The following is a 25,330-nucleotide window of genomic DNA, read 5'->3' as shown; positions in this document are numbered from 1 at the left end:
ATTTTCCATCTTCGATCGCCGGACTTGCATTTGACGGATCGGACGGATGAAAACCCGTTCGCTGTGAGCGTCCACTAACTCCCGTCCCGACACCCACAATTTATCCACAGCTAATGCGTTATCCACAGATTGCATTACCGCATCGACCTCACTATCTTGTAGTTCGCATTAAAAATAACACTACATCTTGTGATTCATCGCACAATCCCTGCCCAGTTTCCCTCGACAGACGGAGCCGGGTTGCGCCATTGTGCGATGGCTTTTCGGGAATCAACCGATACCGGCAGGTATCAATGAAAGGGGTCATCAGCCAATGAACTTGTTTGTGACGAAGCGTAACGGACACAAAGAACCCATCGATCTGGATAAAATTCACCGTGTGCTCGACTGGGCTGCCGAGAAGCTCGACAACGTGTCGGTCTCCCAGGTGGAGCTCAAGTCCCACATCCAGTTCTATGACGGTATCCGTACCGCCGACATCCACGAGACCATCATCAAGGCTGCTGCTGACCTCATCTCCGAGCAAAGCCCGGACTACCAGTACATGGCTGCCCGTCTGGCCATCTTCCACCTGCGCAAGAAGGCCTACGGCCAGTTCGAGCCGCCCCACCTGTATCAGCACGTCGCCAGACTGGTGGACATGGGCAAGTACGACAAGCACCTGCTGGAAGACTACACCCAGGCGGAATTTGAGGAGCTGAACGGCTACCTCGATCACTGGCGCGACATGGACTTCTCCTACGCGGCGGTCAAGCAGCTCGAAGGCAAGTACCTGGTACAGAACCGCGTCACCGGCGAGATCTACGAGAGCCCGCAGTTCCTCTACATCCTGGTAGCGGCCTGCCTCTTCTCCAAGTATCCGAAAGATACCCGTCTGGACTACATCAAGCGCTTCTATGATGCGGTCTCGACCTTCAAGATCTCCCTGCCGACCCCGATCATGAGCGGCGTGCGCACCCCGACCCGCCAGTTCAGCTCCTGCGTGCTGATCGAGTGTGACGACAGCCTGGATTCCATCAATGCCACCGCCAGCGCCATCGTGCGTTACGTTTCCCAGCGCGCCGGCATCGGCATCAACGCTGGTCGCATCCGTGGTCTGGGCAGCCCCATCCGTGGCGGCGAAGCCTTCCACACCGGCTGCATCCCCTTCTACAAATACTTCCAGACTGCGGTGAAGTGCTGCTCCCAGGGCGGCGTGCGCGGCGGTGCGGCCACCCTGTTCTACCCGCTGTGGCACACCGAGGTGGAGAGCCTGCTGGTACTGAAGAACAACCGCGGCGTGGAAGAGAACCGGGTCCGTCACATGGACTACGGCGTGCAGATCAACAAGCTGATGTACCAGCGCCTCATCAAGGGCGGCGACATCACCTTGTTCTCCCCGTCCGATGCACCCGGCCTCTATGACGCTTTCTTCGCGGACCAGGACAAGTTTGAAGCGCTCTACGTCAAGTACGAGCAGGATCCGGCCATTCGCAAGAAGACTCTCAAGGCGGTCGATCTGTTCTCCCTGATGATGCAGGAGCGTGCTGGTACCGGCCGCATCTACATCCAGAACGTGGATCACTGCAACACCCACAGCCCGTTCGATCCGAGCGTGGCGCCGGTACGCCAGTCCAACCTCTGCCTCGAGATTGCGCTGCCCACCAAGCCGCTCAACAACGTGGATGACGAGGACGGCGAGATTGCCCTGTGCACCCTCTCCGCCTTCAACCTGGGCGCCATCGAGAAGCTGGAAGATCTGGAAGAGATGGCCGAACTGGCCGTGCGCGCTCTGGACGCCCTGCTCGACTATCAGGACTACCCGCTCAAGGCAGCCAAGAAGGGCAGCATGAACCGCCGCACTCTGGGGATCGGCGTCATCAACTACGCCTACTACCTGGCGAAAAACGGTGCCCGCTACTCCGATGGTTCCGGTCTGGCCCTGACCCACCGCACCTTCGAGGCGATCCAGTACTACCTGCTGAAGGCCTCCGTGCAACTGGCCCGCGAGTTCGGCCCCTGCCCGGCCTTCAACGAGACCACCTATGCCCAGGGTATCCTGCCCATCGATACCTATAAAAAGGATCTGGACACCCTGTGCAATGAACCCCTGCACCTGGACTGGGAAACCTTGCGCGAAGAGATCAAGACCGTGGGTCTGCGCAACTCCACCCTGACCGCCCTGATGCCGAGCGAGACCTCCAGCCAGATCTCCAACGCCACCAACGGCATCGAGCCGCCCCGCGGCCTGGTGTCGGTGAAAGCCTCCAAGGATGGCATCCTCAAGCAGGTGGTACCGGAGTACCACCGCCTGAAGGATCAGTACGAACTGCTGTGGAAACAGCCGAGCGTCGACGGTTACCTGCAGCTGGTCGGCATCATGCAGAAGTTCGTGGATCAGGCGATCTCCGCCAACACCAACTACGACCCGGCCCGCTTCGAAGGCAACAAGGTGCCGATGAAGCAGTTGCTCAAAGACTTGCTGACCGCCTACAAATACGGTCTCAAGACCCTCTACTATCACAACACCCGTGATGGTGCCGACGACACCCAGACCGATCTGCAAGATGACGGCTGCGCCGGCGGGGCTTGCAAGATCTAACCGCGAAACGCACTGATAAACCGGGCGGGAGCATCAAGCTCCCGCCCTCCTGTTTTCCCTATTTCACGGCATTCGAACCATGGCTTACTCTACTTTTTGCCAGACCCAAAACGATCAGCTCAAGGAGCCGATGTTCTTCGGCCAGTCGGTCAACGTGGCCCGTTATGATCAGCAAAAGCACGACATCTTCGAGCGGCTGATCGAGAAGCAGCTCTCCTTCTTCTGGCGCCCGGAAGAGGTGGATGTCTCCCACGACCGCATCGACTTCCAGGCTCTGCCGCCCCACGAGCAGCACATCTTCATCTCCAACCTGAAGTACCAGACCCTGCTGGATTCCATTCAGGGCCGCAGCCCCAACGTGGCCCTGCTGCCCCTGGTCTCCATCCCGGAGCTGGAGACCTGGATCGAGACCTGGGCCTTCTCCGAGACCATCCACTCTCGCTCCTACACCCACATCATCCGCAACATCGTCAACAACCCGGGCCAGGTGTTCGACGACATCGTGACCAACGAGCAGATCTTGAAGCGCGCCGGCTCCATCAGCCACTTCTATGACGATCTCATCGAGGCCACCTCCGTCTATCACCTGCACGGTGAGGGGACCCACCGGATCGGGGATCGCGAAGTCACCATCAGCCTGCGGGAGCTCAAGAAGAAGCTCTACCTGTGCCTGATGAGCGTCAACGCCCTCGAAGCAATCCGCTTCTACGTGAGCTTCGCCTGCTCCTTCGCCTTCGCCGAGCGCGAGCTGATGGAGGGCAATGCCAAGATCATCAAGATGATCGCCCGTGACGAAGCGCTGCACCTGACCGGCACCCAGCACATGCTGAACCTGATGCGCAGCGGCAACGACGACCCCGACATGGCGGAGATCGCCGTCGAGTGCGAGCAGGCCTGCTTCGAGCTGTTCAAGGAAGCGGCCCTGCAGGAGAAGGAGTGGGCCGAGTACCTGTTCCAGGACGGCTCCATGATCGGCTTGAACAAGGACATCCTCTGCCAGTACGTGGAGTACATCACCAACCTGCGCATGGCGGCCGTCGGCCTGCAACCGGCCTTTGCCGGCACCAAGCAGAACCCCATCCCCTGGATCAACACCTGGCTCTCCTCCGACAACGTGCAGGTGGCGCCCCAGGAAGTGGAAGTAAGCTCCTATCTGGTGGGTCAGATCGACAGTGAAGTGCACGCCGACGATCTGGGTGACTTCGAGCTGTGATGCAAGGCGACCTCTGCTGGCAGCCCATGATGCGGGAGAGCGACGTCCGTGAGTGACGCCACCGCCACCCTGAACGCGCCCTTGCATACCGCCACCACGGCGCCGGAGGGACAAGCCCCCCAGGTACAGACCCTGGACGGTGTGCTGCACCCCTATCCCGGCGAAAGCGTGCTGGAGACCCTGGAGCGCCACGGCCATCACGTGGAGTTCCAGTGCCGCAGCGGCTATTGCGGCGCCTGCCGCACCCCGCTGCTGGCGGGCAAGGTGCACTACGCCGCCGTCCCGCTCGCCTTTGTCTCCCAGGGGGAGTGCCTCCCCTGCTGCTGCCAGCCGGTGGGCGCCATCAAGCTCGATATCCGAAAGGGCTGACGGCCCTTATCGCCAGATCTGCCCCGCAAACAAAAAGCCGCCGGATTGCTCCGGCGGCTTTTTTCATGGGCATCTCCCATCTCTTGAGGGAAATGAGGGGCCATGGCCCCTCTTACATTACAACCCGGGGGCGTTACAACCAGGGGGCGGCAGTCGGCCCGTGGTGCAGACCCAGCTTCCAGACCCGGCCAAAGTGCTTGTAGTGACCGGCCGCGACACCGGCTTTCTCCCCCATGCCGTGGTAGAGATCGAGGTGCCCCTTCTTCACCGCGCCCCCCACATCCAGCGCAATCAGCAGGCGCAGCTGGTGCTTGCCGGTCCAGTTGCCTGCTTTGTCCAGCAGCGGCACTTCCGCGAGGATGGGGGTGCCCATGGGCAGCAGGGTCTTGTCGGCAGCCACCGCCGCCATGGGCAAGAGCGGAATGCCGGCAGCCCCCACCACGTCATTGGTGGGACGGCGCTCGAAGAAGACATAGGAGGGGTTCTGCTCCACCAGCTCCTTCACGCTCTCTTCCGGCTGACGATTGGCCCACTCCTTGATGGCCTTCATGGACATCTGCTCCTTGGGCACTTCGCCACGGTCGATGAGCACCCGGCCAATGCTGACATAGCCGTGGCCGTTCTTGCCGCTGTAACCAAGGTACTGCAACCGGTCGTCATCGCCGTAGTGAACGAAGCCGGAACCCTGCACGTCCATCAGGAAGTTGTCGATGAGGGACTTGCTGTAGCCCAGCTCCAGCCCCCGGTTGGCCAGCGCCCCCCGGTGGATCTCGGCCCGGCTCGGGCAGCGACCGCCGCAGTTGGGCATGGCATAGATGGGATACTTGTACTGGGCGTCCGGGCGATGGCGCACCTCCAGCACTGGCGAGTAGTAGCCGGTGAAGAGCACGTTGCCCATGCGGTCGGCACCGCCAAGCTGCGCCAGGCTGATGCCGTACTGGGTGATATGGGCGGGATTGCCCCCATTGGCGACCCAGCGTGAGAGCTGACGGTAGAGCTCCCCATAGCGGCTCGCCATGCGGCCGGAGCGTTCCATCACCATCCGGCTCTGGGGACCGAACATGCTGTAATCGGCGCGGGCGCGGCTGTTGACCCGCTCCACCCGCACCAGATCCCCCGGCAGGGCACCATCCAGATACTGCTTGCCCAGATTCACAGGGATCTCGCAGTTCAGAAAACATCCGGATTCCGCCTTCTTCTGGGGCACCTTGACCGGTTCAGGGTTGCCCGCACAACCGGCCAGCCCCACCACAGCGGCGGCCAACCAGTACGCATGTCTATTCATATGTCCTCATATAACACCGAGTGTCTTGCACGGCGGGGAAGATGCCAAAATTGCCCGGGGAAAGCAAACGCCTTCACGCCCCTGACGACGGATTTCTCCTGCCGTGATCTTCTGGGTTATAACAAGGTGACAAGGTGTGAGAGGTCATGGATGGAACAGCTCGAAATCTTCCCACTCCAGAGCCCCTGTGTCGGGGTCTGCGAACTGAACAACAAGGGGTATTGCAAGGGATGCCTGCGAAGCCGCGAGGAGCGTTTCAACTGGCTTGCCATGACCCCTGCCCAGCAGCAGGAGGTGATGCGTCTGTGCCGCAACCGCAAGGCCAGGGTCGAGGCCGCTCGCCGCAAGGCGCAGGCCGCAGAGGCGGCCGATCCGCCGCCCCCGCCGGGCTGGGATTTTTAAATCCCCCTTTGCCCCTCCCCTCAACAAGAAAGGCGGCCCCAGGGCCGCCTTGTCATGAAGGGTGTGTCACGCCGTGACGTCCTCAGGCGGTCGCCAGCTTGGCCTGCTCCTCGCCACGCTTGAGCATGGCGTAGGCCACCCCGGTCACCAGAGAACCGGCGGCGATCGCCAGGATGTACATCATCACATGGCTGATGGCGTTCGGGATGAAGAGCACGAACAGACCACCGTGGGGTGCCACCAGCTCGCAGCCGAACAGCATGGAGAGCGCACCGGTCAGGGCACCGCCCGCCATGCAGGCCGGGATAACGCGCATGGGGTCCTTGGCGGCAAACGGGATGGCCCCCTCGGAGATGAAGCACAGACCCAGCACGAAGGAGGCCTTGCCCGCTTCCTGCTCCGCCTTGATGAACTTTCTGCTGGCCAGGAAGGTCGCGATCCCCATCCCCAGTGCAGGCACCATGCCGGCGGCCATGACCGCTGCCATGGGGGCATAGGTCTTGGAGGCGAGCAGGCCGACACCGAAGGCATAAGCCGCCTTGTTGACCGGGCCACCCATGTCGAAGCACATCATGGCGCCGATGATGACACCCAGCAGCACCGCGTTGGCAGAGCCCATGTTGTTGAGGAACTCGGTCATGGCGTTCATGATGCCCGCCACCGGGCCACCCACCACGTAGATCATCACCAGACCGGTGAACAGGCTGGCAAAGAGCGGAATGATGAGGATGGGCTTGAGGGCTTCCAGTGTGACCGGCAGGCGCACCTTGTCGCTCAGGAACTTGGCGCTGTAACCGGCGAGGAAGCCGCCGACGATGCCGCCAAGGAAACCGGCGCCGAGCGAGCTTGCCAGCATACCGGCGATCATGCCGGGCGCCAGACCCGGACGGTCGGCGATGGAGTAGGCGATGTAGCCTGCCAGCACCGGGATCATCAGGGCGAAGGCGGAGCCGCCACCGATCTTCATCAGGGCCGCGGCCAGCGTCCCCTCTTCCTTGAACGCTTCAATGCCGAAGATGAAGGAGAGCGCGATGATAAGGCCCCCCGCTACCACCATGGGCAGCATGAAGGAGACACCGGTCAGCAGGTGCTTGTAGGGGCCCGCCTTTTCCTCTTTCTTGACCGCAGCCGCGCCGCTGTGGCGATAGACCTTCGCCTCGGTCCAGGCCTTGTCGAGCTCGGCCCGGGTTTTCTTCAGGGCAGCCCCCGTGCTGGTGCGATAGACCGGCTTGCCGTCAAAGCGCGCCATGTCCACCTCGATGTCAGTGGCGAGGAACACCAGATCGGCGGCGGCAATCTCGTCCGCCGTCAAGGCATTCTGGGCACCGACCGAGCCCTGGGTTTCGACGCGGATCTGGTGACCCAGCTGCTTGGCCATGGTCTCCAGGGCCTCGGCCGACATGAAGGTGTGGGCCACCCCGGTCGGGCAGGCCGTCACCGCCACGATGCGCTTGGCACCGCTGGCCGGTTTGGCAACGACAGGTGCCGCCTCATGGCGATAGACGCTGGCACCGCTGCGCGCGGCTTCCAGCAGGGCAGCGGGATCCTGGAGCGCCAGATCCATGTCGCCCCGATAGAGCGACTTGCCATCATAGGCGGCCAGATCCACCGGTGCGCTGGCAACGACCAGCACCAGGTCGGCGGCGGCAATCTGCTCTTTCGAGGGGACCTGACGGGGCTGCACGCTGGAGTCGACGTCGAGGGTGAGCTCCCAGCCAGCCAGTTTGGCCTGCTGTTCTATCCGTTTTGCAGCGAGAAAGCTGGTGGCAATGCCCGCCGGGCAAGCCGTAACCAGAATTGCTTTCATTGGGCATCTCCTGAATTAGCCATCAAATGGGGTTGGGGTTGAGTCGGTGCCAGATCATCCAGACGCTGTACGCGCACCTGCTCGAGTAACGGTTTGAGCACATTGATATCGTTGAAGCCGACCGCGACCTGGCTCACCGCCAGTGCCGAGACGGCGGTGGCCAGACGCAGGGTCTGCTCCGGCGTCCAGTCCAGGCTCATGCCATGGACCAGGCCCGCCACCAGGGAGTCGCCGGCACCCACGGTGCTGACCACCTCCATGCGCGGCGGAATCGCCTGCCAGGTGGCATCCGGTGCAAACCAGATGAGGCCGTCGGCGCCATTGGAGATCACCACGTTGGGGATCCCGCTGGCCTGCAGCGCGCGGGCGCACTTGGCCTGCTCGCTCAGGGTCTTCACGGGGCGACCGGCCCACTGGCTCAGCTCTTCCAGGTTGGGTTTGACCAGGGTCGGCGCCGCCTTGATCCCTTCGCTCAACGCCGCGCCGCTGCAATCGAAGATCACCTGCTTGCCCTTGGCCTTGAGCAGGCGAATGAGGCGCGCGCAGTAATCGGGGGCCACCCCTTTGGGCAGGCTGCCCGCCAGCACGAACCAGTCGGTCTGGGGAGCCAGTCGCTCCAGCGCCGCTTCCAGGGCGCTGACATCGCCTTCCTGCACGGCGAGTCCCGGCAGATTGAGATCGGTCACCCGGCCGGATTGTTCGGAGATCTTGACGTTGATCCGGGTGTCGCCCGCCACGCGCACGAAGTGATCGGCAAGGGCACGCTCCTCGAACAGGGAGACGAAGCTCTGCTGGTTGCCCTCACCGAGCCAGCCGGTCAGGCTTACGTCACGGCCGAGATCTTTCAAGACCATGGCGACGTTGATCCCCTTGCCCGCTGCGCGCAAGTTGGCCTCGCTCACCAGATTGACCTCGCCAGGGTGCATGGCCTCCAGACGGGTGGTGAGATCGAGCGCGGGATTAAGGGTGATGGTGACGATGTCCATCAGTGCGCCCCCTCGCCCAAGCCGGCGGCAATGGCTTCGCCAATGCCCTTGAGGGCTGCTTCGGCATCCGCTCCTTCGGCGCGAAACGCCAGACGATGACCGCACTTGACCCCAAGCCCGATCACCTTCATCAGGCTCTTGGCAGAGACGGCTTCACCGCTGCCATCGAGGTTGGCGACGCGGATGTCGGATTCATACTCCTTGGCCACCTTGACCAGCATGGCGCCCGGACGGGCGTGCAGACCGTGGGGGTTGATGATGGTGAAGGTCTCGGACAGCCCGCTCGCCGGACCCGCCTGCAACATGGCAAGACCATCGCTGCCAGAAAGGGTGGCCAGCTGGCCGGCTGCGGCCAGCTTGGCCAGATTCTCGAGTTGCGGCAGATGGCCGCTATCTGCGGCACACAGCAGCAGCAGGGCGCTGACCGGCAATTCACCGACGTTCAGCGGGGTGCTCGGTGTGGCCAGCACCCAACCGGTCTGGGCCGCTTGCGCACGGGCCAGCCAGATGCCCTCCCCCAGGTGAACAGGCTGGCTGGCCAGGAGGGCGCTCACCATGGCGGCGTCTCCCCAGCCTGCGGATTTGGCGCGGGCCGCAGCCCCCAGCAGCAACTGGTCCTGGTCGTCGGCCGGGAAGTCCGCCAGGGTCAGGTATTGCACCTCTTTGGCGGCAGTCGCGCCAGTCAGGATATTGATGATGGTCTCTTCGTCGGTCGCCCCCTTGAGCTGGGCTGCGGCCTGCTCGTCACCCAGCACGTGGGTGAGCTGGCGCAAGATCCCCAGGTGCTCGTCGGACTTGGCGGCGATGCCGATGGCGACGTAGGCAATCTGCCCCTCGTCCCACTCGATGCCGTGGGGGAACTGGGCCACCATGACACCGGTGCTCTTCACCAGATGACGGGTGTCCGTGGTGCCGTGGGGAATGGCGATACCGCTGCCAAGATAGGTGGCGTGCTGCGCTTCCCGCGCCAGCATGCCGTCCACGTAACCTGCTTCAACCAGACCGGCGTCGGTCAGTTTGCTTGCCAGCAGGGCGATGGCGTCCGCCTTGGTCGTCACCGATTGTCCCAGCAGGATTTGCTGTCGCGCCAACTTCAACATAGAGATTCTCCATCAGGTCCGGCTTCACCTCGCGGCGTACCGGCTCAACTCAACTCGATTTTCGGGTAACTTGCCTGCTGACAATAGACGGTGATCTCTCGCTTTGGTGAGCCGGAACCCATTTCCAAGTGCAGATAATCATCCGTTACTGACAAGCTGAATCGTTTCACTTACACTCAGACTGAATCGTTTCAGCGCATTGTTCAAGATCCCGCAGAAAGTACGTTTCAATGATATGATCCCGCGCACACTTTTCGGCGCCCCAACCAGGAACCGGCGCGGGCCTTGCAACTCAAACAGAGCCAACATGATGAAACTGGATGAAATCGCCGCGCTGGCCGGTGTCTCTCGCACCACCGCCAGCTATGTGATCAATGGCAAGGCCGATCAATACCGCATCAGCCAGGCAACCCGCGACAAGGTGATGGCCGTGGTCCATGCCCACAACTATCAGCCGGACAGCCGCGCCGCCTCCCTGCGCGGCGGCCAGACCCGCACCCTCGGCTTCATCCTGCCCGACCTCGAAAACGCCAGTTACGCCAAGCTCGCCAAGCGCCTGGAGCAAGGGGCTCGCACCCAGGGATATCAGTTGCTCATCGTCTGCTCGGAGGACGATCCGAACACCGAAAAGGAGCTGGCCCGGATGCTGGTGAGCCGCCATGTGGACGCGCTCCTGGTGGCAAGCTGCCTCCCCCCGGCGGATCCCTTCTATCTGGAGCAGCAGTCCAGGGGTGTGCAGATCCTCGCCATCGACCGTGCCATGGCCACCGAGCACTTCGTCACCGTGGCGAGTGAAAACCAGAAGGCGAGCCTGGACCTCACCGCCTCCCTGCTCACCCCGGCCATCGGTCATATCGCCTTGATCACTGCACTGCCGGAACTGACGATCAGCCAGGAGCGAAAAGCGGGCTTCGAGCAGGCCATTGCCAGTCACAGTGCAACCCGCCACCTGTGTGAAGGGGCCCACTTCTCGCGTACCGAAGGGTATCGCCTGATCAAGACGCTCCATCAGCAGCTCGGCCAACTGCCCGAGGCGCTGATCACCACCTCCTACATCCTGATGGAGGGGGTGCTCGACTACCTGCTGGAGCAGGAGGCCGACATGAGCCAGCTCGCCATGGCCACCTTCGGGGATGACCGCCTGCTCGATTTCCTCCCCTTTGGCATCAACTCCCTGCCCCAGCAGCACGACGCCCTGGCAAGCCAGGCCCTGACGCTGGCCCTCAAGGCGGTCAATGGTGACTACCAGAGCGGCCTGCACTATGTGAGCCGTACTCTCAAACGCCGCCGCTGACCCGGCCACGACGCACCACCCCGGGGGCGGCCCGCCGTGCCAGCCCCTGAGCCTCCTACCCCACACCTGCTTGTGTTCTCCCCTGTTGTCTCAGCTTTTGCCCTTCGCCTTCTGGCTTTGAGGTTATCTGCCGGGCGGCAACCCCGCGCCAGGGCCCGTTTATCGGCGCCTCGGCTCGCTATAAGTGAAAATGATGGCTTTTGGGAGTATGACCCGATGTTTGCTTATATCGGGCCAGTCGCACCACCAGGGCCCCGTGTTACCCTCTGCAAGCCAACGCGGGCGCTCTCGATGTCGACCCGCAACGCAGCCTGACGGGCAGCCTCCCCCTGAGGGGCGCGTTTTTTCGGCGCATGGCGCAATGTGTCACTTTTTATTGCCACCCTTCGGCTTGCCACAGCACAAAATCCGCTTTTAAGGGGTTGTTTCCGCCATTTCAATCCGCTAACTTGGCAACCAATTTTTACAACTGACAGGTTTCAGGTACAGATGTATCCACACCGATATTGCTAGCCTCCGGCTTTTCCCCGGAGGCGTCTCCCGACACAGCCAACTGGCTCTCTCTTGTTTGCAACAGCGCCCCTCACTTTCGGATGGATGACATGAATACCAAGACCCTGGGTTGTACCCTGTTGATTGCCGGCACCACCATAGGCGCCGGCATGCTGGCCCTGCCGCTGGCCTCCTCGTCCCTGGGCGGCCCCGCCACCCTGATGCTGATGATCGGCCTCTGGGCCCTGATGGCCTTCACCGCCATGCTGCAGGTGGAAGCCAGCCTCAGCACCGGCAAGTGGTACCTGCACCAGCTGGCGGATCACCTGCTCGGCCCCTGGGGCAAGGGCATCGCCTCCTTCTGCATCCTGATGCTGTTCTACGCCCTGGCCTCCGCCTACATCAGCGGCGGCAGCAGCCTGCTGGCCCAGGCACTGGCCGATGCCGGCCTGCCCCTCGGCCAGGAGCAGGCGGCCTGGGTCTTTACCCTGCTGTTTGGCGGCATGGTGTGCGTCGGCACCAGGCAGGTGGATTACCTCAACCGCCTGATGTTCACCGTGAAGCTGGTGATCATGGTGGCGGTGCTGGCGCTGCTGCTGCCCCGCGCCCAGGGGCAGCACCTGCTCTCCATGCCCCTCGGGGAAGGCCTGCTGCTGGCGGGCCTGCCGGTCATCTTCACCTCGTTCGGCTTCCACGGCTCCATCCCGAGCGTCATGCTCTACCTCGGAGACAACCCCAGGCAGTTGCGCCGGGTCTTCGTGTGGGGCTCCGCCTTGCCACTCGTGCTCTACATGCTGTGGCAGGTCGCCATCCTGGGGCTGCTGGGCCAGCAATCCCTGATCCAGACCGGCGGCGCCCTGGACAGCCTGCTGGCCAACGTCGGCGGCCTGGTGAGCTGGCCCGCCTTCAACCAGGCGATGCATCTGTTTGCGGATCTCGCGCTCGCCACCTCCTTCCTCGGGGTGACCCTGGGACTGTTCGACTTCATGGCCAAGGTGACCCGTCGCAAGGACAACTGGCAGGGCCGCACCCAGACCGGCCTCATCACCTTCGTGCCGCCCCTGCTGTTCGCCCTCTACTTCCCGCAAGGCTTCATCATGGCGCTCGGTTACGCCGCCATTGCGCTGGCGGTGCTGGCGGTGCTGCTGCCGGTGGCCCTGGTGTGGCAGAGCCGCAAGCAGGCCGAGGCAGACCACTACCGCGTCCCGGGCGGCGTGCTGGCCCTGGGTCTGGCCGGTGCCATGGGGGTACTGATCGTCGGGGTGCAGGTCAGCGTCAGCATGGGGCTGCTGCCCGCCCTCTGATCTCCCCGACCCGACAAGCAGAAACGCCGCAAAGAGACACGCCCCGCCAACCCAGTTGGCGGGGCTTTTTCCATACCATCGGTATATTCCATCGATATAAAGGGGTCCGCCTGCGCGGTGATCATCTCCCTGATACATCAAACGTTCATATATGCACCATGTATCGACATCCTGTATATGTGTGAACAACTCTTGTACACTGATAGCAGATCGCCTTTTTGGCAACAGAACACACGCTCAATCCAGCAAGGAGCCTGACATGGTCGCAACCGCACACGTTCAACGGCAAGATGGCGCCGTTGATCCCAGCAAGGCGCTGCCAGTGGTGTTTCGCATCCTGGACAAATGGCAGTGCAACACAGATGAACAATTGCGACTGCTCGGCATCTCTTCGCGTTCAACTTTGAACAAGTACAAGGAGTCCGACGGCGGGATCAGACTGAGTGCGGATCTGCAGGAGCGAATGAGCTACCTGCTCAACATTCACAAGAGCCTGCGGGTACTGTTCAGCGCGGACGAGAGCATCTATGGCTGGGTACGCAAGTCCAACAGCCACCCCTTCTTCGCCGGCCGCAGCGCCATGGAGGTGATGCAGGGTGGCCGCGTGGCCGATCTGTATGAGGTCGCTACCCGCCTGCACGCCTGGCGCGGAGGCATGGCCTGATGCAGACGCCTCCGCAGCGCGCATTCAAGGACGAGTCCGCCTACCGGATCATCCCGAGCCGCTACCCCACCATCTGCCTCTATGAGGATGTGGCCAACGCCGACGAACTGGAGGCGGTCTGGGCCATCGAGGCGCTGACCAACGACAGGCTGAGGGAAGAGGCCGGCGAGCTGACGCGGATACCGAAAGCGGACTGGCTGGTGGGCTTGCCCGGCGGCAGCCATGTGATGGCCGCCTTCACCCACCTCAATCCGGAAGGTGCCCGCTTCACTACCGGCGATTTTGGCGGTTATTACTGCGCCCCCAGCCTCGACACCGCCATCAAGGAGACGGTCTACCACCAGGAGCGCGTCTTCGGTTACACCCGCGAACCCGCCCAGAAGGTGCAGATGCGGGTGATCCATGCCGAGTTCAGCGCCAGCCTGGTCGACATTACCGGTGAGGCCTTTCTCGCCACACCGCTCTACCATGCTACCGACTACGGGTATTCCCAGGCCTTCGCCCGCGAGCAGAAAGCCCTGGATGTGGACGGCATCTGTTACCGCTCGGTGCGCCACAGCGGCCACGACTGCTACCTGCTCTATCGCCCGCGCCTGGTCAGCCGCGTCCATCAGCCCCGCCATCTGGAGTACCACTGGAACGGCAGCGCCATCGCCAACGTGCTGCAAATCACCCTCTATGGCGAGTGACGGGCACTGCCCGCCCCACTCGCCCAACTCCCGGATATAGAAAAGCCCCGCCAGAGTGCCGGGGCTTTTTACATCAACCAAGCGAGGGAGCAGGCTCCCTGACCGCTTACTGGTTGTGGCTGGCGCGGCGCGGACGACGGGCCTGGGCCGGTTTGGCGGCGCCGCCTTCCGGACGCTGACCGCCCTGGGGCTTGGGCTTGCCACCGTTGCCGGAGCGGTTACCGCCGCCATTGCCACCGTTGGCAGAACGACCGGCACCCTGACGCTGGCCCTGACCTTGCGGACGCGGCGCACGGCGCTGCTCGCTCGGATCCCGCGGCTCTTTGCGAAGCGGCGCGCCGATGCCACGGGCGATGTTGTCGAGGGTCTCGCGGGAGGCTTCAAAACCGGCCACCTGCTCGCAGGGGATGCTCTGCTTGGTCAGCCGCTCGATGGCCTTGATGAGCTTGCCTTCATCGGCCGCAACCAGGGAGATGGCATGACCGGCGGCGCCGGCACGGCCGGTACGGCCGATGCGGTGCACGTAATCTTCCGCCACGTTCGGCAGCTCGAAGTTGACCACCTGGGGCAATTTGTCGATGTCCAGGCCACGGGCGGCGATGTCGGTCGCCACCAGCACCTTGACGCTGCCATCCTTGAAACCGGCCAGGGCGCGGGTACGGGCACCCTGGCTCTTGTTGCCGTGGATGGCGGCGGCGCTGACACCGTTCTTGTCGAGGGTCTCGGCAACGCGGTTGGCCATGTGCTTGGTACGGGTGAACACCAGCACCTGCTGCCAGTTGTTGCTGGTGACCAGGTGGCTCAGCAGGGCAATTTTGTTGGCCTTGTCACAGGGGTGTACCAGCTGCTCGATACGCTCGGCGGTGCTGTTGCGCGGGGTCACTTCGATCACCGCCGGGTTGTCCAGCAGACCGGTGGCCAGCTCACGGATCTCATCGGCGAAGGTGGCGGAGAAGAGCAGGTTCTGGCGCTTCTTCGGCAGCAGGGCCAGGATGCGGCGGATGTCGCGGATAAAGCCCATGTCGAGCATGCGATCCGCTTCGTCCAGCACCAGGATTTCCACTTCGTCGAACTTGACGGCGTTCTGGTTGTAGAGATCCATCAGGCGGCCCGGGCAGGCCACCAGCACGTCCAGACCACGGCGGGTCGCCATCATCTGTGGGTTGATGCTCACGCCGCCAAATACCACGTGGCTGCGGATCGGCAGGTGTTTGCCGTAGTTGCGCACGCTCTCGCCCACCTGGGCGGCCAGCTCGCGGGTCGGGGTCAGCACCAGGGCACGGATGCGATTCGGGGAGACCTTGCGCTTGCTTTCAGTCAGACGCTGCAGCATCGGCAGGGTAAAACCTGCGGTCTTGCCGGTCCCGGTCTGGGCGGCGGCCATCAGATCACGGCCAGCCAGTACCGCCGGGATCGCTTGTTGCTGAATGGGAGACGGGGTGTCGTAGCCTTGCTCGGCAACGGCACGCAACAAGGGTTCGGCCAGACCGAGGGAAGTAAAACTCATAGTTACCTGCTAGGGATAGGGGCGCCAAAGATCGTGGTGGGGCTCCTCTGCTGAGCCGATGCCATCTCACAGGATCCGGGCCTATAGAGAAAACAACGATTTCCCCGGGGAGCAGAGCAAAGGGGAAAGAATAGAGGCGCAGTCTAACGGAGTTGGCGCACTTAGACGAGGAAAATGTGATGCACCTCCCAGCGCGGCTGGAAATAGCGACGAAGGCAGGACAAAATGGCCCGAATCGCCGTATGTATCAAAGCCCCTGCACAGCCTGCCGGGGACGGCGCGATACACGGAACAGGAGGTTTTGATTGAAACGGAAGTTCACCCCCACCGCCCGGCGCATGCTGGGCCTCGTCTTGCCCCTGCTCTTCGCCCCGCCCCTCGCCGCCAGGGAGACCCTGTCGGTGGCCTGGAGCCACTGGCCCCCCTTCAGCCAGATCGATGCCGACGGCACCCTCAGCGGACTGGACGTGACCCTGACCCGCCAGATCCTGGGCAAGGCAGGCGTTGAGCCCGCCTTTCGCAACCTCCCCTGGGCCCGGGCCCTCTACCTGATGGAGCGCCAGCAGCTGGACGTGGCCATGGGCGCCCTCAAGACCCCCGAGCGGGAGCGGTTCGCCCGCTTCTCCGCCCCCTATCGGCGCGCCAGCTTCGTGCTGCTGAGCCAGCGCCCGCAGGCCGGGGAGCCCGAGGGCTGGCAAGGGTTCACCGAGCTGGCAACTCTGTGCCAAGCCAAGGGGCTGCGCCTTGGCAAGCTGCGGGGCACCCGCCCCCTGCCGATGAGCGAGGAGTGCCCTGCCCTCGGGCAGACGAGTGAATACAACAGCGATGACAGGCTGCTCACCCTCTTGCTGGCGCGCCGCCTCGACGGCGTCATCATGGAGTGGCAGTACGCCCGCTACCGGCTCGGCCAGCTCGGGGCGAGCGACGCCATCCAGTGTCAGGTGCTCTTGCACCAGCAGCCGGTGCGCCTGATGTTTGCCAAAGAGGCCGTGAACGATGAGGCGCTCGCCCGCATTGATGCCGCCATCGCCACCCTGCCCTCACCGGACCCCGCCTTTGCGCCGCCCCGCTGCCGCCTGGACGCAACCCGGCACCCATCGCTCTCGACGCCATCGGCCCCCTGAGGCAGGCGCCGGCAAAAAACCACGAAAAAGGCGACCCTGGGGTCGCCTTGTCGTTCCTGGTGATCACTCACCCTGCCCGCAGCATGATCAGCGCAGCTGCGGGGTCTGGGTTTGCACGCCCTGGTTCTGGGCGCGGTGGCGCAGCAGGTGATCCATCAGCACCAGGGCCAGCATGGCCTCGGCGATGGGCACCGCACGGATGCCGACGCAGGGGTCGTGACGACCCTTGGTGATCATCTCGGTGGCCTCACCGCTGGTGGTGATGGTCTTGCCCGGCACCGTGATGCTGGAGGTAGGCTTGAGGGCCATGCTCACCACGATCTCCTGACCCGACGAAATGCCCCCCAGGATGCCCCCCGCATGATTGCTGGCAAAGCCGGCCGGAGTCATCTCGTCCCGATGCTCGGAGCCTTTTTGCTCCACCACCGCGAAGCCGTCACCGATCTCCACCCCTTTCACCGCGTTGATGCCCATCATGGCGTGGGCAATGTCGGCGTCGAGGCGGTCGAACACCGGCTCCCCCAGGCCCACCGGCACGTTGCGCGCCACGACACACACCTTGGCGCCCACGCTGTTGCCCTCTTTCTTGAGGGCACGCATGTATTCATCCAGCGCCTCCAGCTTGCCCGCATCGGGGAAGAAGAAGGGGTTCTGCTCGATCTGGCTCTCGTCGAACCCTTCCGCCTTGATGGGGCCGAGCTGGGAGAGAAAACCCACGATCTCGATGCCGTACACCTGTTTCAGGTACTTCTTGGCGATGGCCCCCGCCGCGACCCGCATGGCGGTCTCGCGGGCCGAGGAGCGGCCGCCGCCACGGTAGTCACGCTGGCCGTACTTCTGGTGATAGGTGTAGTCGGCGTGACCCGGACGGAACAGATCCTTGATCTCGGAGTAGTCCTTGGAGCGCTGATCGGTGTTCTCGATGAGCAGCCCGATGGAGGTGCCCGTGGTCTTGCCCTCGAACACCCCGGAGAGGATCTTCACCTCGTCCGCCTCGCGGCGCTGGGTGGTGTAGCGGGACGTGCCGGGCTTGCGCCTGTCCAGATCCCCCTGCAAATCGTCTTCGCTTATCTCCAGCCCCGGCGGGCAGCCGTCGACCACGGCGCCCAGCGCCAGACCGTGGCTCTCGCCGAAGGTGGTGACCCGAAAGAGTTGGCCGAAACTGTTCCCTGCCATGGATGCTCCTTGCTGCTTAGTTCTTGTAAATGGCGAAATGGGCCTGGTACTGCTCGAGCTCTGCGCGGGTCATCACAAAGACGCCGTGGCCGCCGTTCTCGAACTCGACCCAGGTGAAGGGCACCTCGGGGAACTGGGCTTCCAGGTGGATCATGCTGTTGCCCACCTCGACCACCAGCACCCCATCCTCTTTCAGGAAGTCGGCGGCATTGGCCAGCAGGCGCTTGGTGAGCTTGAGGCCGTCGGAGCCCGACGCCAGGGCCAGCTCCGGCTCGTGGCGAAACTCCTCCGGCAGATCCGACATGTCCTCGGAGTCCACATAGGGCGGGTTGGAGACGATGAGATCGTACTTGTCACCGGCCGGCAGATCCCGGAACAGATCGGAGCGAATGGGGATGACCTGCTGCTCCAGCCCGTGATCGTTGATGTTGCGCTCGGCCACGTTGAGGGCATCGACGCTGATGTCGATGGCATCCACTTCCGCATGGGGGAACTCGTGGGCCATGATGATGGCGATGCAGCCGGAGCCGGTGCACAAGTCCATGATCCGGGTCGGTTCGTCTTTCAGGAAGGGGGCGAAGCGGTTGGCCACCATCTCGGCGATGGGGGAGCGCGGGATGAGCACCCGCTCGTCCACATAGAACTCCCAGCCCGCATACCAGGCCTTGTTGGTCAGGTAGGGCGCCGGAATGCGCTCCTGCACGCGGCGGATGATGAGCTCGGCGATGCGGTGGCGCTCGCTGGTGGTCAGGCGGGAGTGGCGCATGGCGGGATCCACGTCCGGCGGCAGATGTAACGCGGGCAGCACCAGTTGCACGGCCTCATCCCAGGCGTTGTCGGTACCATGTCCGTAGAAGATCCCGGCGTCGTTGAAACGACTCATGGCCCAGCGCAACATGTCCTGGATGGTGTGCATTTCGGCAACCACCTCATCGATAAATATCTTGTCCAAATCCACCTCCAAGTCGAGTAATATCCGGCCCGAGAATTTTATACAGCGAGCAAGACGAGTACCTGATGAAAAAAACGCCCTCACTCACAGACGAGGAAAGCCTGCTGTTTCGTGATGCTGTCAAAGGTACCCGGAAAATTAAGCAAGATACCATAAGGGCCTCCTCAAGCCCGGTCAAGCAGAAACGCGAAGTGCGCGAGAGCCGCGAAAAGCTTGGGGTTGACCACTTTTTCAGCGACGAGTACCAGCCCCATCTCGAGGCGGACGGGCCGACCCGTTACGTGCGCGACGACGTGTCAAAATTCGAGCTGAAAAAGCTCAAGCGCGGCAGCTACCCGCCGGAGATTTATCTGGATCTGCACGGCATGAACCAGCACCAGGCCAAGCAGGAGCTGGCGGCCCTGCTCACCCTGTGCCGAAAAGAGAACATCCACGTCGCCTCGGTGATGCACGGCATCGGCAAGCACGTCCTCAAGCAGCGCATTCCGAGCTGGCTGGCCCAGCACCCCGCTGTGCGCGCCTTTCACCAGGCGCCGCGGGAGTGGGGGGGCGAGAGCGCCATCCTGGTGCTGCTGGACATCGAGGAGTGACCCCCTTCCCCGCCCCGCCTTGCTCCGGGCGAACGCCATAAAAAAACCACCGCCAGCTTGCGGTGGTTTTTTCTTGGCGCCCCGCAGGGTCAGCCGACGGCTTCCATATGGCGCTTGAAGTTATCCAGGATGCTCTGCCACCCCGCCCGCTGCTGTTCGCCGCTGTGCAGGGACTCGGCATCGAACCGCTCCTCCACCCGGGTGCCCCCCTGCTCTGCCACGAACCGCACGCTCACCTCGCGGCCATCGTCCATGACGTAGCCGAGCCCCGTCGGCGCTGTGACCTCGGTGAAGGTCCCCTCGAAATCAAACCCCGTGCTGCCATCCCGCGCCGCCATGTGGTGGCAAAAACGCCCACCCACCCGCAGGTCCACCCGGCTTTGGGGGCAGTGCCACTGCGGGGAGGCGGCGTTCCACGCCATGATGCTGGCGGGGGTGTTCCAGCCCTGCCACACATCGGCAATCGGCCTGGCAACCCAGACGCTGACGCTTATCTTCATCTCTCTGCTCCTCTGGCTGTCCTGCACGTTTTGCACTGTGGCACTGTCATGCCACGCCGGGCGCATCGGGCTGCGCCAAAAAGTGGGCCACCAGGGCATTGGCATGGCCGTGACCCATGGCGTGTTCGTCCTTGAGCCAGGCCACCAGGGCCATGTGTTTGCGCTCCTCCCGCCCTGCCAGCAGGGTCAGCCAGTGGACGATGGGCTGGCCGTATTTCTGCTCGATGGCGGGAAAATAGGAGGCAGGCCCCTTCACCTTCGGTTGTTCATCCATGATGGCTTCTCCTCGGGGTGAGTACAGGCTCAGGGTTTGGGGGCGAACTGCTCGAACACCTGCTGCCCGGTCAGGGTCGGGGTGTCGTTCTTGAGGGCATAGAAGTCGGGCTTCTCGTCGATGAAGATCTGCCCGGTGAGTTCGAACCCCTGATCCTGAAACAGGCCGGCAGAGAGGATGTACTCGTCCGTCGGCAACAGATGGTAGAAAAGATGGGTGCCGCAGGTGGGGCAGAATCCGCGCTCCGCCCACTCCGACGAGCGGTAGGCCACCGGGGTCATCCCGGTGAACCGCACGCCCTTGCCCCCGTGCACCGCGAACATGGGCCCCCCTGACCAGCGCCGGCACATGGCGCAGTGACACAGGTTGACCACCTTGTGATCGCCGCTCGACACGGTGATCCCGCCACACAGACAATGTCCTTCCATGATGCCTCCTGAGAGTTGGGGCGACAGACCGGGCGAACGGGTGCTCGCCTTCTTGCCGCACCAGATGAAGTAGCACGGGATCCGGGGGGCGGCAACTGACCATTCCGGGGCCTCACCGCGGGGCTGAGGCTCCCGGAGCGGGACCCCCCCCCTCTTTATTCATCGTGTGAATGACTCAACACATCCCATGCACCGGATAAATAATGGTCAGGTTCCCTCCTGCAAGGCGATGCGATTCCCCTCGCAATCCCGACACTCCGCCACCCGGAGGCCCTCCCCGACCTGGGTGACGGGATAGAGACAGGCCCCGCCCGATGCCAGCGCCCGGGCCATGGTCCCCTCGATGTCAGGCACCCGCAGATAGATCCGGGTGCCATCCAGGCTCGGCATATAGCTCTCCCCCTTCGCCAGGGCGCCGGAGCAGCCCGCCGTGCCACTTTCCAGGGGAAAGAGCGCCATCTCGTTGCCATCGATCTGCACCCGCTCCAGTACCGTCTCGAAGACCCCCTCATAGAAGCGGATGGCTCTCTCCAGATCCTGTACCGGAATTTCAAAATGAATGGCGATGTTCATGGTCATCCTCCCTCGATGTGAATCCGCACTCTATCAGTGCCAAAAGAGGCGCAGCAAGCCAGCGCGGCGATCAACAAGGGAGGCGCGCGGCCTCCCCGGAGTGCTTGCTCTTGTACTGACTCTCAGGTCACCGGTGCCCAGGGATCCCCCTTGCCCGGCTCGTTGCCCTGGGTCCACCACTTGGCCTGATAGATGACCCCCTTGTGGCTCACCTTGTTGCCCGCGGTGTAGACCTTGCCTGCCTCCCAGGCCGGTACCCCGTCCACCGGCGGCGTGCCGGGGTCGACCGGGGCCGGATCCAGCGTGGCCACCACCCGTACCTTGGGCCAGCTGGCGTGGGAGCCGTAGAAGTTGGTCACACACTTCTCGTAATCCCCCGGCACCAGGGCCGAATAGGCGGTCTGGTACCCCACCAGATCGCACTCGAAGGAGTAGCCGCCGGGTCTGTCCGGGTAGTATTTCCAGTTGCCGTCCCAGTTGGTGTAGAGCACGTCAGTGGCGCCGTTGAGGTTGAGACTGCCATAGGGGGTCTGCTGCCAGCAGGTGTTCTTCTCGTCCGCCAGCAGCGGGATCCCGTAGTGGGCCGCGAGCCCCTCCCAGTAGCGGATACGGTTGACCGGCTGGCCCTTGTTCTTGTTCTGCTCGCCGCACTCGATGCCACCGTTGATGATGTTGATGGTGGTGCCAAAGCCGTAGCCGATGCCCGCCGCCAGCTCACGCTGGGAGGGCACCCAGGTCCGATCGATGACGTGCAGCATGGCGGGTTTGGGAGCCTGGGGCGTCAGGAAGAACCAGATGGCGGAGGCGAGGTTGAGCCAGGAGTCCGCCACCAGCCCGGGGTTGTTGAGGAGCACAGAGGCGTCGCCGTCGAACATGGCCTCGGAGAAGGCGCCGTAGTTGAAGTGATAGGAGAGCTGCTTGGCGCCGCGACCGAAATAGCCCTGACCGGTGCTGCAGGGCCAGCGCCGGTTCTGCCAGTCACTCTGGCCACACCCCGTGGTGTAGCCGGTCTGCCCCTCAGACCAGCCCATCTCCCGCACGTGCACCAGGGCCTGTTGCCACTCCTCCAGCCCCAGGGGGTTGTCGGAGACATTCTCCTTGGCGATGTGGCCGCCGGTCTCCTGGGCAAAGTGGGCGAAGGCGGTGATGATGGACTTCTTGCAGATGGCGTCCGCATTGCGCCCGTCCGTGTAGTCGCCGCAGAAGGCGGGGAACTTGCCCACCGCCCGCAGGAAGCGCTCGTAGGTGTACTCCGGGGCGGCCATCTGGGTCAGGAACTCCCAGTCCGATTCGGTGAAGACCCGCTCGACCCGCTTGACGTTGTCCGGGTTGCCGGGGGCGCGGGCTACGATGGCCTCCACCACCGTGTTGGGCCGGGTGGCCAGGGCGTGGGACCAGATCCCGTACATGGGGTTGGCGGTCTTGGCCTGGGCCGCACTGGCGAGATCCGCCGCCGCCATCACATAGCCGCCGCTGTTCTGGGGATCGGGCTGGATTGTCATGGCGCTCTGGCCGGGCAGCGCCCAGACGAGGGCAACCAGGCAGGCGGTGCGCGTGAGCATGAACATGGGTAACCATCCTTGTCTTGAAAATGTCAGGGCGAGCATAGGCATCCTGACAACTAAATTCACGACAAGAATTAAGAATTTGGCGAAATTGTGAGCCATGCCTCCCTGCACTCAGATGGCGCTCGTTTGCAGGGGGATCCAGCCCCTGGTCTTGTTGGCGCAGCCATCCGACCTGTGCGGACGCTTGCTCAGATCCCCCCTGCGCGCACCGCCCGGATCAGCAGATTGCGCGGGGTCATGGGTTTGGGGCAGAAGGTGCCTACCTCCACCCGGTAGCCCTGCTCCTCGAGGAAGAGGGCGCGATCGAGCAGCAGCCAGATTTCCAGGGGGCGGCGAAACAGGTGGCGCACCAGCTCCATGCGGGCGACATCGCCAAAGCGCCGCTCCCCCTGTGCCAGCAAGGCGGCGTAGTCGAGCCCCGCGGGCAAGCCCATCCCCTTGCGCTCGGCGGCCCAGTGGCAGAAATCCTCGAAGCCCCCGGTCAGCAGGCTCTTTTGCAGGTTGGGCACCGGCAGGTACTCATCCACCCCGCGCACCTGGCGCTGCAGGCAGTCAAAGGCGAGGCGCCACACCACCTCCCGCTCCCGCAACCGGGCGATGCGGGCGCCGCCGGTCACCGTCTCCTGCAGCGGCAGCTTCAGGTCGCTCTTGCCAAGGCGCAGGGCACTGGCCCTGGCGGCCCGGGAGAGGGGCGCATAGTGCTCTCCCCTGATAAGGTGGTAGCAACACGGGGAGAGGGTCACCCCCTGGGCACGCCCCTCGGCCACCCGCGTCAGCAGATGGGTGTGCAGATCACCGCAGGCATGGAGCGCCATGGCGTGATGGTGCGGGGCGATGAGGGCCCCGGACTCGGCGGCAAAGGCATCCGCCTCCACGAACCGCATGTTGGCGCCGTCGCGCGCGGCGAGCCGCCGCCCCTCCTCGCAGAGCGCCCCCTGCCACTCCAGGCTCAGGATCTCGGCGCCACGGTGCAGCGACACCAGGCGCCCCAGATGCCCCTTGCCGGCGCACCACTCCAGATAGGGACCTTGGTGGGGGGGGAGACAGCCGGTGAAGGCCTCTATCTGCCCCTGCTTGCGTCCCGGCATGTACATCGCCATGGCCCTGGCGCACTGGACGGGCTCGGGGGCGAAAGGGGCAAGCTCGCCGAGGGCCTGCAACTCGGCCCCCACCGGGATCCAGGGGGCGAGCAGGGTGCAGAGCGCATCCATGTCCCCGTCGAGGTGCGCTATCTCGTCAAGGGTCAGGGCTGCCAGGCACTTCGCAAGGGCTGGCGCCTCGCGGGCAAAGGCGATCCCCAGGTGGTGATAGGGCTGGTATTGCCACCAGCGTCGCTCGGCGGTGAGCAAGCAGTCCAGTTGTCGAAAACGGTGGGCCAGCACGGTGAACCTGTCCTTTGGCGCAAAAAGGGAGGCTCATTCTAGCGATCTGCCGTCAAAAAGCACTCGCCTGTGCGCCTCTGGTAGCCTGACAAAAAGCAGGGATTTGTGCTATATTCCGCCCCCTCATTCGCGCAGCCCGCCACGGCGAGCCGCTTTACCCCTATAAACGGAACCCAATCATGACCATCAATGCCATCCTGCAAGCCCGTGCAAACGCCAAATGCGAGCTGTGTGGCGCAGAACATGCGCTGACTGCCTTCCCGGTGCCGCACTCCCCCGCCAACGACGACGACCACAGCGTGGCCCTCTGCGCCACCTGCCGCGGCCAGCTGGAGCAGCCGGACACCACGGAGGTGAACCACTGGCGCTGTCTGGGTGACAGCATGTGGAGCCAGGTGCCGGCGGTGCAGGTAATGGCCTGGCGCCAGTTGAAGGCCCTCGTCGCCCGGGGCGAGCTCTGGGCCCAGGACATGCTGGACATGATGTACATGGAAGACGAGGTCAAGGCCTGGGCAGACGCCGGCGTGACCAGCGACGATGACGACAGCGTGCCGACCGTCGACTCCAATGGCGCCGTGCTGGTGGAAGGGGACTCCGTCACCCTGATCAAGGATCTGGACGTCAAGGGCGCCGGCTTCACCGCCAAGCGCGGCACCCTGGTCAAGGGCATTCGCCTGACCAACAACCCGCTGCACATCGAGGGCAAGGTCAACGGCATGCAGATCGTGCTGGTGGCCGCCTACCTGAAGAAGGCCTGATTCCGACCCCTTCAAGCCAGAAGCGCCCCCAGGGGCGCTTTTTTGTTGCCTCTGTTTCCTGCCGTTCGGGTGGCATCCGGGGGAAACTGGACTATCCTGCAAACCAGTTCCGCGGTATGCCCCCTCCCCTGGCCGCCAGTGCGCCAACGGAGAGGGCCTTCCCGGCACGCATGGAAAGACCCCGGGCACCCTGATCCCCATGGCGCCCACGAGACCAAGAAGCCGCCCCATGGCCAGCAAGAAAGAGATCAAGAAGAAGATCGCCGCCCGCCAGGCGAAAATCGCCAAGCACGAAGGCAAGATCAAAAAGCT

24 protein-coding genes are annotated in these 25,330 nt (G+C 63.6%); 11 read left to right on the top strand and 13 right to left on the bottom strand.

Translation table 11 applies throughout. From position 1 onward, the window contains the following. The first annotated feature begins 313 nt into the window (after nt 1-313). The 3 genes from nrdA to yfaE all read left to right on the top strand — a co-directional run bounded on the left by nrdA (nt 314) and on the right by yfaE (nt 4,163). Complete coding sequence (nrdA, locus tag I6L48_RS13680) at nt 314-2,581, top strand: class 1a ribonucleoside-diphosphate reductase subunit alpha (RefSeq protein ID WP_010674815.1); 2,268 nt, start codon at nt 314-316, stop codon at nt 2,579-2,581. A gap of 79 nt (nt 2,582-2,660) precedes the next feature. Then, nucleotides 2,661-3,794 carry a class Ia ribonucleoside-diphosphate reductase subunit beta gene (gene nrdB, locus I6L48_RS13675; protein ID WP_010674816.1) on the top strand — a complete coding sequence of 378 codons (1,134 nt, stop codon included), beginning with the start codon at nt 2,661-2,663 and terminating at the stop codon, nt 3,792-3,794. A gap of 69 nt (nt 3,795-3,863) precedes the next feature. Next, nucleotides 3,864-4,163 (top strand): class I ribonucleotide reductase maintenance protein YfaE, encoded by a 300-nt coding sequence (gene yfaE / locus I6L48_RS13670; protein ID WP_272867141.1) that lies wholly within the window; start codon nt 3,864-3,866, stop codon nt 4,161-4,163. Between the two features lie 133 nt (nt 4,164-4,296). Here yfaE and mltA read toward each other — a convergent pair whose 3' ends face one another. Then, nucleotides 4,297-5,448: a murein transglycosylase A gene (gene mltA / locus I6L48_RS13665; RefSeq protein WP_216987336.1), complete on the bottom strand. Its 1,152-nt coding sequence runs from the start codon at nt 5,446-5,448 to the stop codon at nt 4,297-4,299. 150 nt (nt 5,449-5,598) lie between these two features. On the opposite strand from mltA, the gene I6L48_RS13660 reads away from it, so the two are divergent. Then, nucleotides 5,599-5,850, top strand: coding sequence for a DUF1289 domain-containing protein (locus tag I6L48_RS13660; RefSeq protein WP_104454219.1), 252 nt, complete (start codon nt 5,599-5,601; stop codon nt 5,848-5,850). 82 nt (nt 5,851-5,932) lie between these two features. Here the strand turns inward: I6L48_RS13660 and fruA are convergent, their stop codons facing one another. Genes fruA through fruB form a run of 3 tightly spaced genes read right to left on the bottom strand, consistent with a single transcriptional unit; the run spans nt 5,933 to nt 9,743 of the window. Further along, the gene (gene fruA, locus I6L48_RS13655) at nt 5,933-7,657 is read right to left on the bottom strand and encodes a PTS fructose transporter subunit IIBC (protein WP_048207769.1); all 1,725 of its coding nucleotides are present in this window, start codon (nt 7,655-7,657) and stop codon (nt 5,933-5,935) included. After that, the gene (gene pfkB, locus I6L48_RS13650; protein WP_216987335.1) at nt 7,654-8,643 is read right to left on the bottom strand and encodes a 1-phosphofructokinase; all 990 of its coding nucleotides are present in this window, start codon (nt 8,641-8,643) and stop codon (nt 7,654-7,656) included. Before pfkB ends, fruA begins: the two co-directional genes overlap by 4 nt. Next, a complete protein-coding gene (gene fruB, locus I6L48_RS13645; RefSeq protein ID WP_010674822.1) occupies nt 8,643-9,743 on the bottom strand; it encodes a fused PTS fructose transporter subunit IIA/HPr protein in 1,101 nt (366 codons plus the stop codon). The genes pfkB and fruB overlap by 1 nt, the downstream gene beginning before the upstream one ends. A 307-nt stretch (nt 9,744-10,050) precedes the next feature. Between fruB and cra the strand changes: the two genes are divergently transcribed. The 4 genes from cra (at nt 10,051) to I6L48_RS13625 (ending at nt 14,186) form a co-directional block, all read left to right on the top strand. Further along, a complete protein-coding gene (gene cra, locus I6L48_RS13640) occupies nt 10,051-11,037 on the top strand; it encodes a catabolite repressor/activator (RefSeq protein ID WP_216987334.1) in 987 nt (328 codons plus the stop codon). A 602-nt stretch (nt 11,038-11,639) separates the two neighbouring features. Next, on the top strand, nt 11,640-12,833 hold the full coding sequence (locus tag I6L48_RS13635) for an aromatic amino acid transport family protein (protein ID WP_216987333.1): 1,194 nt from the start codon (nt 11,640-11,642) through the stop codon (nt 12,831-12,833). Nucleotides 12,834-13,092: 259 nt separating this feature from the next. Beyond that, complete coding sequence (locus I6L48_RS13630) at nt 13,093-13,497, top strand: antitoxin Xre-like helix-turn-helix domain-containing protein (protein WP_113070231.1); 405 nt, start codon at nt 13,093-13,095, stop codon at nt 13,495-13,497. Then, nucleotides 13,497-14,186: an RES family NAD+ phosphorylase gene (locus I6L48_RS13625; RefSeq protein ID WP_113070230.1), complete on the top strand. Its 690-nt coding sequence runs from the start codon at nt 13,497-13,499 to the stop codon at nt 14,184-14,186. Before I6L48_RS13630 ends, I6L48_RS13625 begins: the two co-directional genes overlap by 1 nt. Before the next feature lie 106 nt (nt 14,187-14,292). Here I6L48_RS13625 and I6L48_RS13620 read toward each other — a convergent pair whose 3' ends face one another. Next, a complete protein-coding gene (locus tag I6L48_RS13620; protein WP_113070229.1) occupies nt 14,293-15,693 on the bottom strand; it encodes a DEAD/DEAH box helicase in 1,401 nt (466 codons plus the stop codon). 338 nt (nt 15,694-16,031) lie between these two features. Between I6L48_RS13620 and I6L48_RS13615 the strand changes: the two genes are divergently transcribed. Continuing rightward, nucleotides 16,032-16,817: an ABC transporter substrate-binding protein gene (locus I6L48_RS13615; RefSeq protein WP_180321027.1), complete on the top strand. Its 786-nt coding sequence runs from the start codon at nt 16,032-16,034 to the stop codon at nt 16,815-16,817. Nucleotides 16,818-16,904: 87 nt separating this feature from the next. Here the strand turns inward: I6L48_RS13615 and aroC are convergent, their stop codons facing one another. Together aroC and prmB are read right to left on the bottom strand one after the other, a co-directional pair. Beyond that, nucleotides 16,905-17,993 (bottom strand): chorismate synthase, encoded by a 1,089-nt coding sequence (aroC, locus tag I6L48_RS13610; protein WP_113070227.1) that lies wholly within the window; start codon nt 17,991-17,993, stop codon nt 16,905-16,907. A gap of 16 nt (nt 17,994-18,009) precedes the next feature. Then, nucleotides 18,010-18,945 (bottom strand): 50S ribosomal protein L3 N(5)-glutamine methyltransferase, encoded by a 936-nt coding sequence (gene prmB / locus I6L48_RS13605; protein WP_039040745.1) that lies wholly within the window; start codon nt 18,943-18,945, stop codon nt 18,010-18,012. A 65-nt stretch (nt 18,946-19,010) separates the two neighbouring features. On the opposite strand from prmB, the gene smrB reads away from it, so the two are divergent. Continuing rightward, entirely contained in the window at nt 19,011-19,535 is a 525-nt protein-coding gene (gene smrB, locus I6L48_RS13600; protein WP_113070226.1) for an endonuclease SmrB, read from the top strand. Nucleotides 19,536-19,624: 89 nt separating this feature from the next. Here smrB and I6L48_RS13595 read toward each other — a convergent pair whose 3' ends face one another. From I6L48_RS13595 to I6L48_RS13570, 6 genes are all read right to left on the bottom strand, one after another. Beyond that, nucleotides 19,625-20,035 carry an SRPBCC domain-containing protein gene (locus tag I6L48_RS13595; protein WP_042017133.1) on the bottom strand — a complete coding sequence of 137 codons (411 nt, stop codon included), beginning with the start codon at nt 20,033-20,035 and terminating at the stop codon, nt 19,625-19,627. Between the two features lie 46 nt (nt 20,036-20,081). Then, a complete protein-coding gene (locus tag I6L48_RS13590; RefSeq protein ID WP_042863908.1) occupies nt 20,082-20,309 on the bottom strand; it encodes a DUF4287 domain-containing protein in 228 nt (75 codons plus the stop codon). A 29-nt stretch (nt 20,310-20,338) separates the two neighbouring features. Then, entirely contained in the window at nt 20,339-20,737 is a 399-nt protein-coding gene (locus I6L48_RS13585; protein ID WP_113070225.1) for a GFA family protein, read from the bottom strand. Between the two features lie 207 nt (nt 20,738-20,944). Next, a complete protein-coding gene (locus I6L48_RS13580; protein WP_113070224.1) occupies nt 20,945-21,310 on the bottom strand; it encodes a VOC family protein in 366 nt (121 codons plus the stop codon). 122 nt (nt 21,311-21,432) lie between these two features. Beyond that, nucleotides 21,433-22,878 carry a chitinase gene (locus I6L48_RS13575; RefSeq protein ID WP_113070223.1) on the bottom strand — a complete coding sequence of 482 codons (1,446 nt, stop codon included), beginning with the start codon at nt 22,876-22,878 and terminating at the stop codon, nt 21,433-21,435. Between the two features lie 188 nt (nt 22,879-23,066). Continuing rightward, nucleotides 23,067-24,260 (bottom strand): methyltransferase, encoded by a 1,194-nt coding sequence (locus tag I6L48_RS13570; protein WP_113070222.1) that lies wholly within the window; start codon nt 24,258-24,260, stop codon nt 23,067-23,069. 179 nt (nt 24,261-24,439) lie between these two features. Between I6L48_RS13570 and I6L48_RS13565 the strand changes: the two genes are divergently transcribed. Then, on the top strand, nt 24,440-25,018 hold the full coding sequence (locus I6L48_RS13565; RefSeq protein ID WP_113070221.1) for an alkylphosphonate utilization protein: 579 nt from the start codon (nt 24,440-24,442) through the stop codon (nt 25,016-25,018). Nucleotides 25,019-25,330: the final 312 nt, after the last annotated feature.

The organism is Aeromonas sp. FDAARGOS 1418 (assembly GCF_019048585.1).
Taxonomy (GTDB): Bacteria; Pseudomonadota; Gammaproteobacteria; order Enterobacterales; family Aeromonadaceae; genus Aeromonas; species Aeromonas caviae.
The sequence above is the reverse complement of the archived record's forward strand: the minus strand, read 5'-3'. Positions and strand labels throughout refer to the sequence as shown.

Coding starts and splice junctions, on each gene's coding strand:
- nrdA (WP_010674815.1), top strand. CDS start 314: ATGAACTTGTTTGTGACGAAGCGTAACGGACACAAAGAACCCATCGAT.
- nrdB (WP_010674816.1), top strand. CDS start 2,661: ATGGCTTACTCTACTTTTTGCCAGACCCAAAACGATCAGCTCAAGGAG.
- mltA (WP_216987336.1), bottom strand. CDS start 5,448: ATGAATAGACATGCGTACTGGTTGGCCGCCGCTGTGGTGGGGCTGGCC.
- I6L48_RS13660 (WP_104454219.1), top strand. CDS start 5,599: ATGGAACAGCTCGAAATCTTCCCACTCCAGAGCCCCTGTGTCGGGGTC.
- fruA (WP_048207769.1), bottom strand. CDS start 7,657: ATGAAAGCAATTCTGGTTACGGCTTGCCCGGCGGGCATTGCCACCAGC.
- pfkB (WP_216987335.1), bottom strand. CDS start 8,643: ATGGACATCGTCACCATCACCCTTAATCCCGCGCTCGATCTCACCACC.
- fruB (WP_010674822.1), bottom strand. CDS start 9,743: ATGTTGAAGTTGGCGCGACAGCAAATCCTGCTGGGACAATCGGTGACG.
- cra (WP_216987334.1), top strand. CDS start 10,051: ATGATGAAACTGGATGAAATCGCCGCGCTGGCCGGTGTCTCTCGCACC.
- I6L48_RS13635 (WP_216987333.1), top strand. CDS start 11,640: ATGAATACCAAGACCCTGGGTTGTACCCTGTTGATTGCCGGCACCACC.
- I6L48_RS13630 (WP_113070231.1), top strand. CDS start 13,093: ATGGTCGCAACCGCACACGTTCAACGGCAAGATGGCGCCGTTGATCCC.
- I6L48_RS13625 (WP_113070230.1), top strand. CDS start 13,497: ATGCAGACGCCTCCGCAGCGCGCATTCAAGGACGAGTCCGCCTACCGG.
- I6L48_RS13620 (WP_113070229.1), bottom strand. CDS start 15,693: ATGAGTTTTACTTCCCTCGGTCTGGCCGAACCCTTGTTGCGTGCCGTT.
- I6L48_RS13615 (WP_180321027.1), top strand. CDS start 16,032: ATGCTGGGCCTCGTCTTGCCCCTGCTCTTCGCCCCGCCCCTCGCCGCC.
- aroC (WP_113070227.1), bottom strand. CDS start 17,993: ATGGCAGGGAACAGTTTCGGCCAACTCTTTCGGGTCACCACCTTCGGC.
- smrB (WP_113070226.1), top strand. CDS start 19,011: ATGAAAAAAACGCCCTCACTCACAGACGAGGAAAGCCTGCTGTTTCGT.
- I6L48_RS13595 (WP_042017133.1), bottom strand. CDS start 20,035: ATGAAGATAAGCGTCAGCGTCTGGGTTGCCAGGCCGATTGCCGATGTG.
- I6L48_RS13590 (WP_042863908.1), bottom strand. CDS start 20,309: ATGGATGAACAACCGAAGGTGAAGGGGCCTGCCTCCTATTTTCCCGCC.
- I6L48_RS13585 (WP_113070225.1), bottom strand. CDS start 20,737: ATGGAAGGACATTGTCTGTGTGGCGGGATCACCGTGTCGAGCGGCGAT.
- I6L48_RS13580 (WP_113070224.1), bottom strand. CDS start 21,310: ATGAACATCGCCATTCATTTTGAAATTCCGGTACAGGATCTGGAGAGA.
- I6L48_RS13575 (WP_113070223.1), bottom strand. CDS start 22,878: ATGTTCATGCTCACGCGCACCGCCTGCCTGGTTGCCCTCGTCTGGGCG.
- I6L48_RS13565 (WP_113070221.1), top strand. CDS start 24,440: ATGACCATCAATGCCATCCTGCAAGCCCGTGCAAACGCCAAATGCGAG.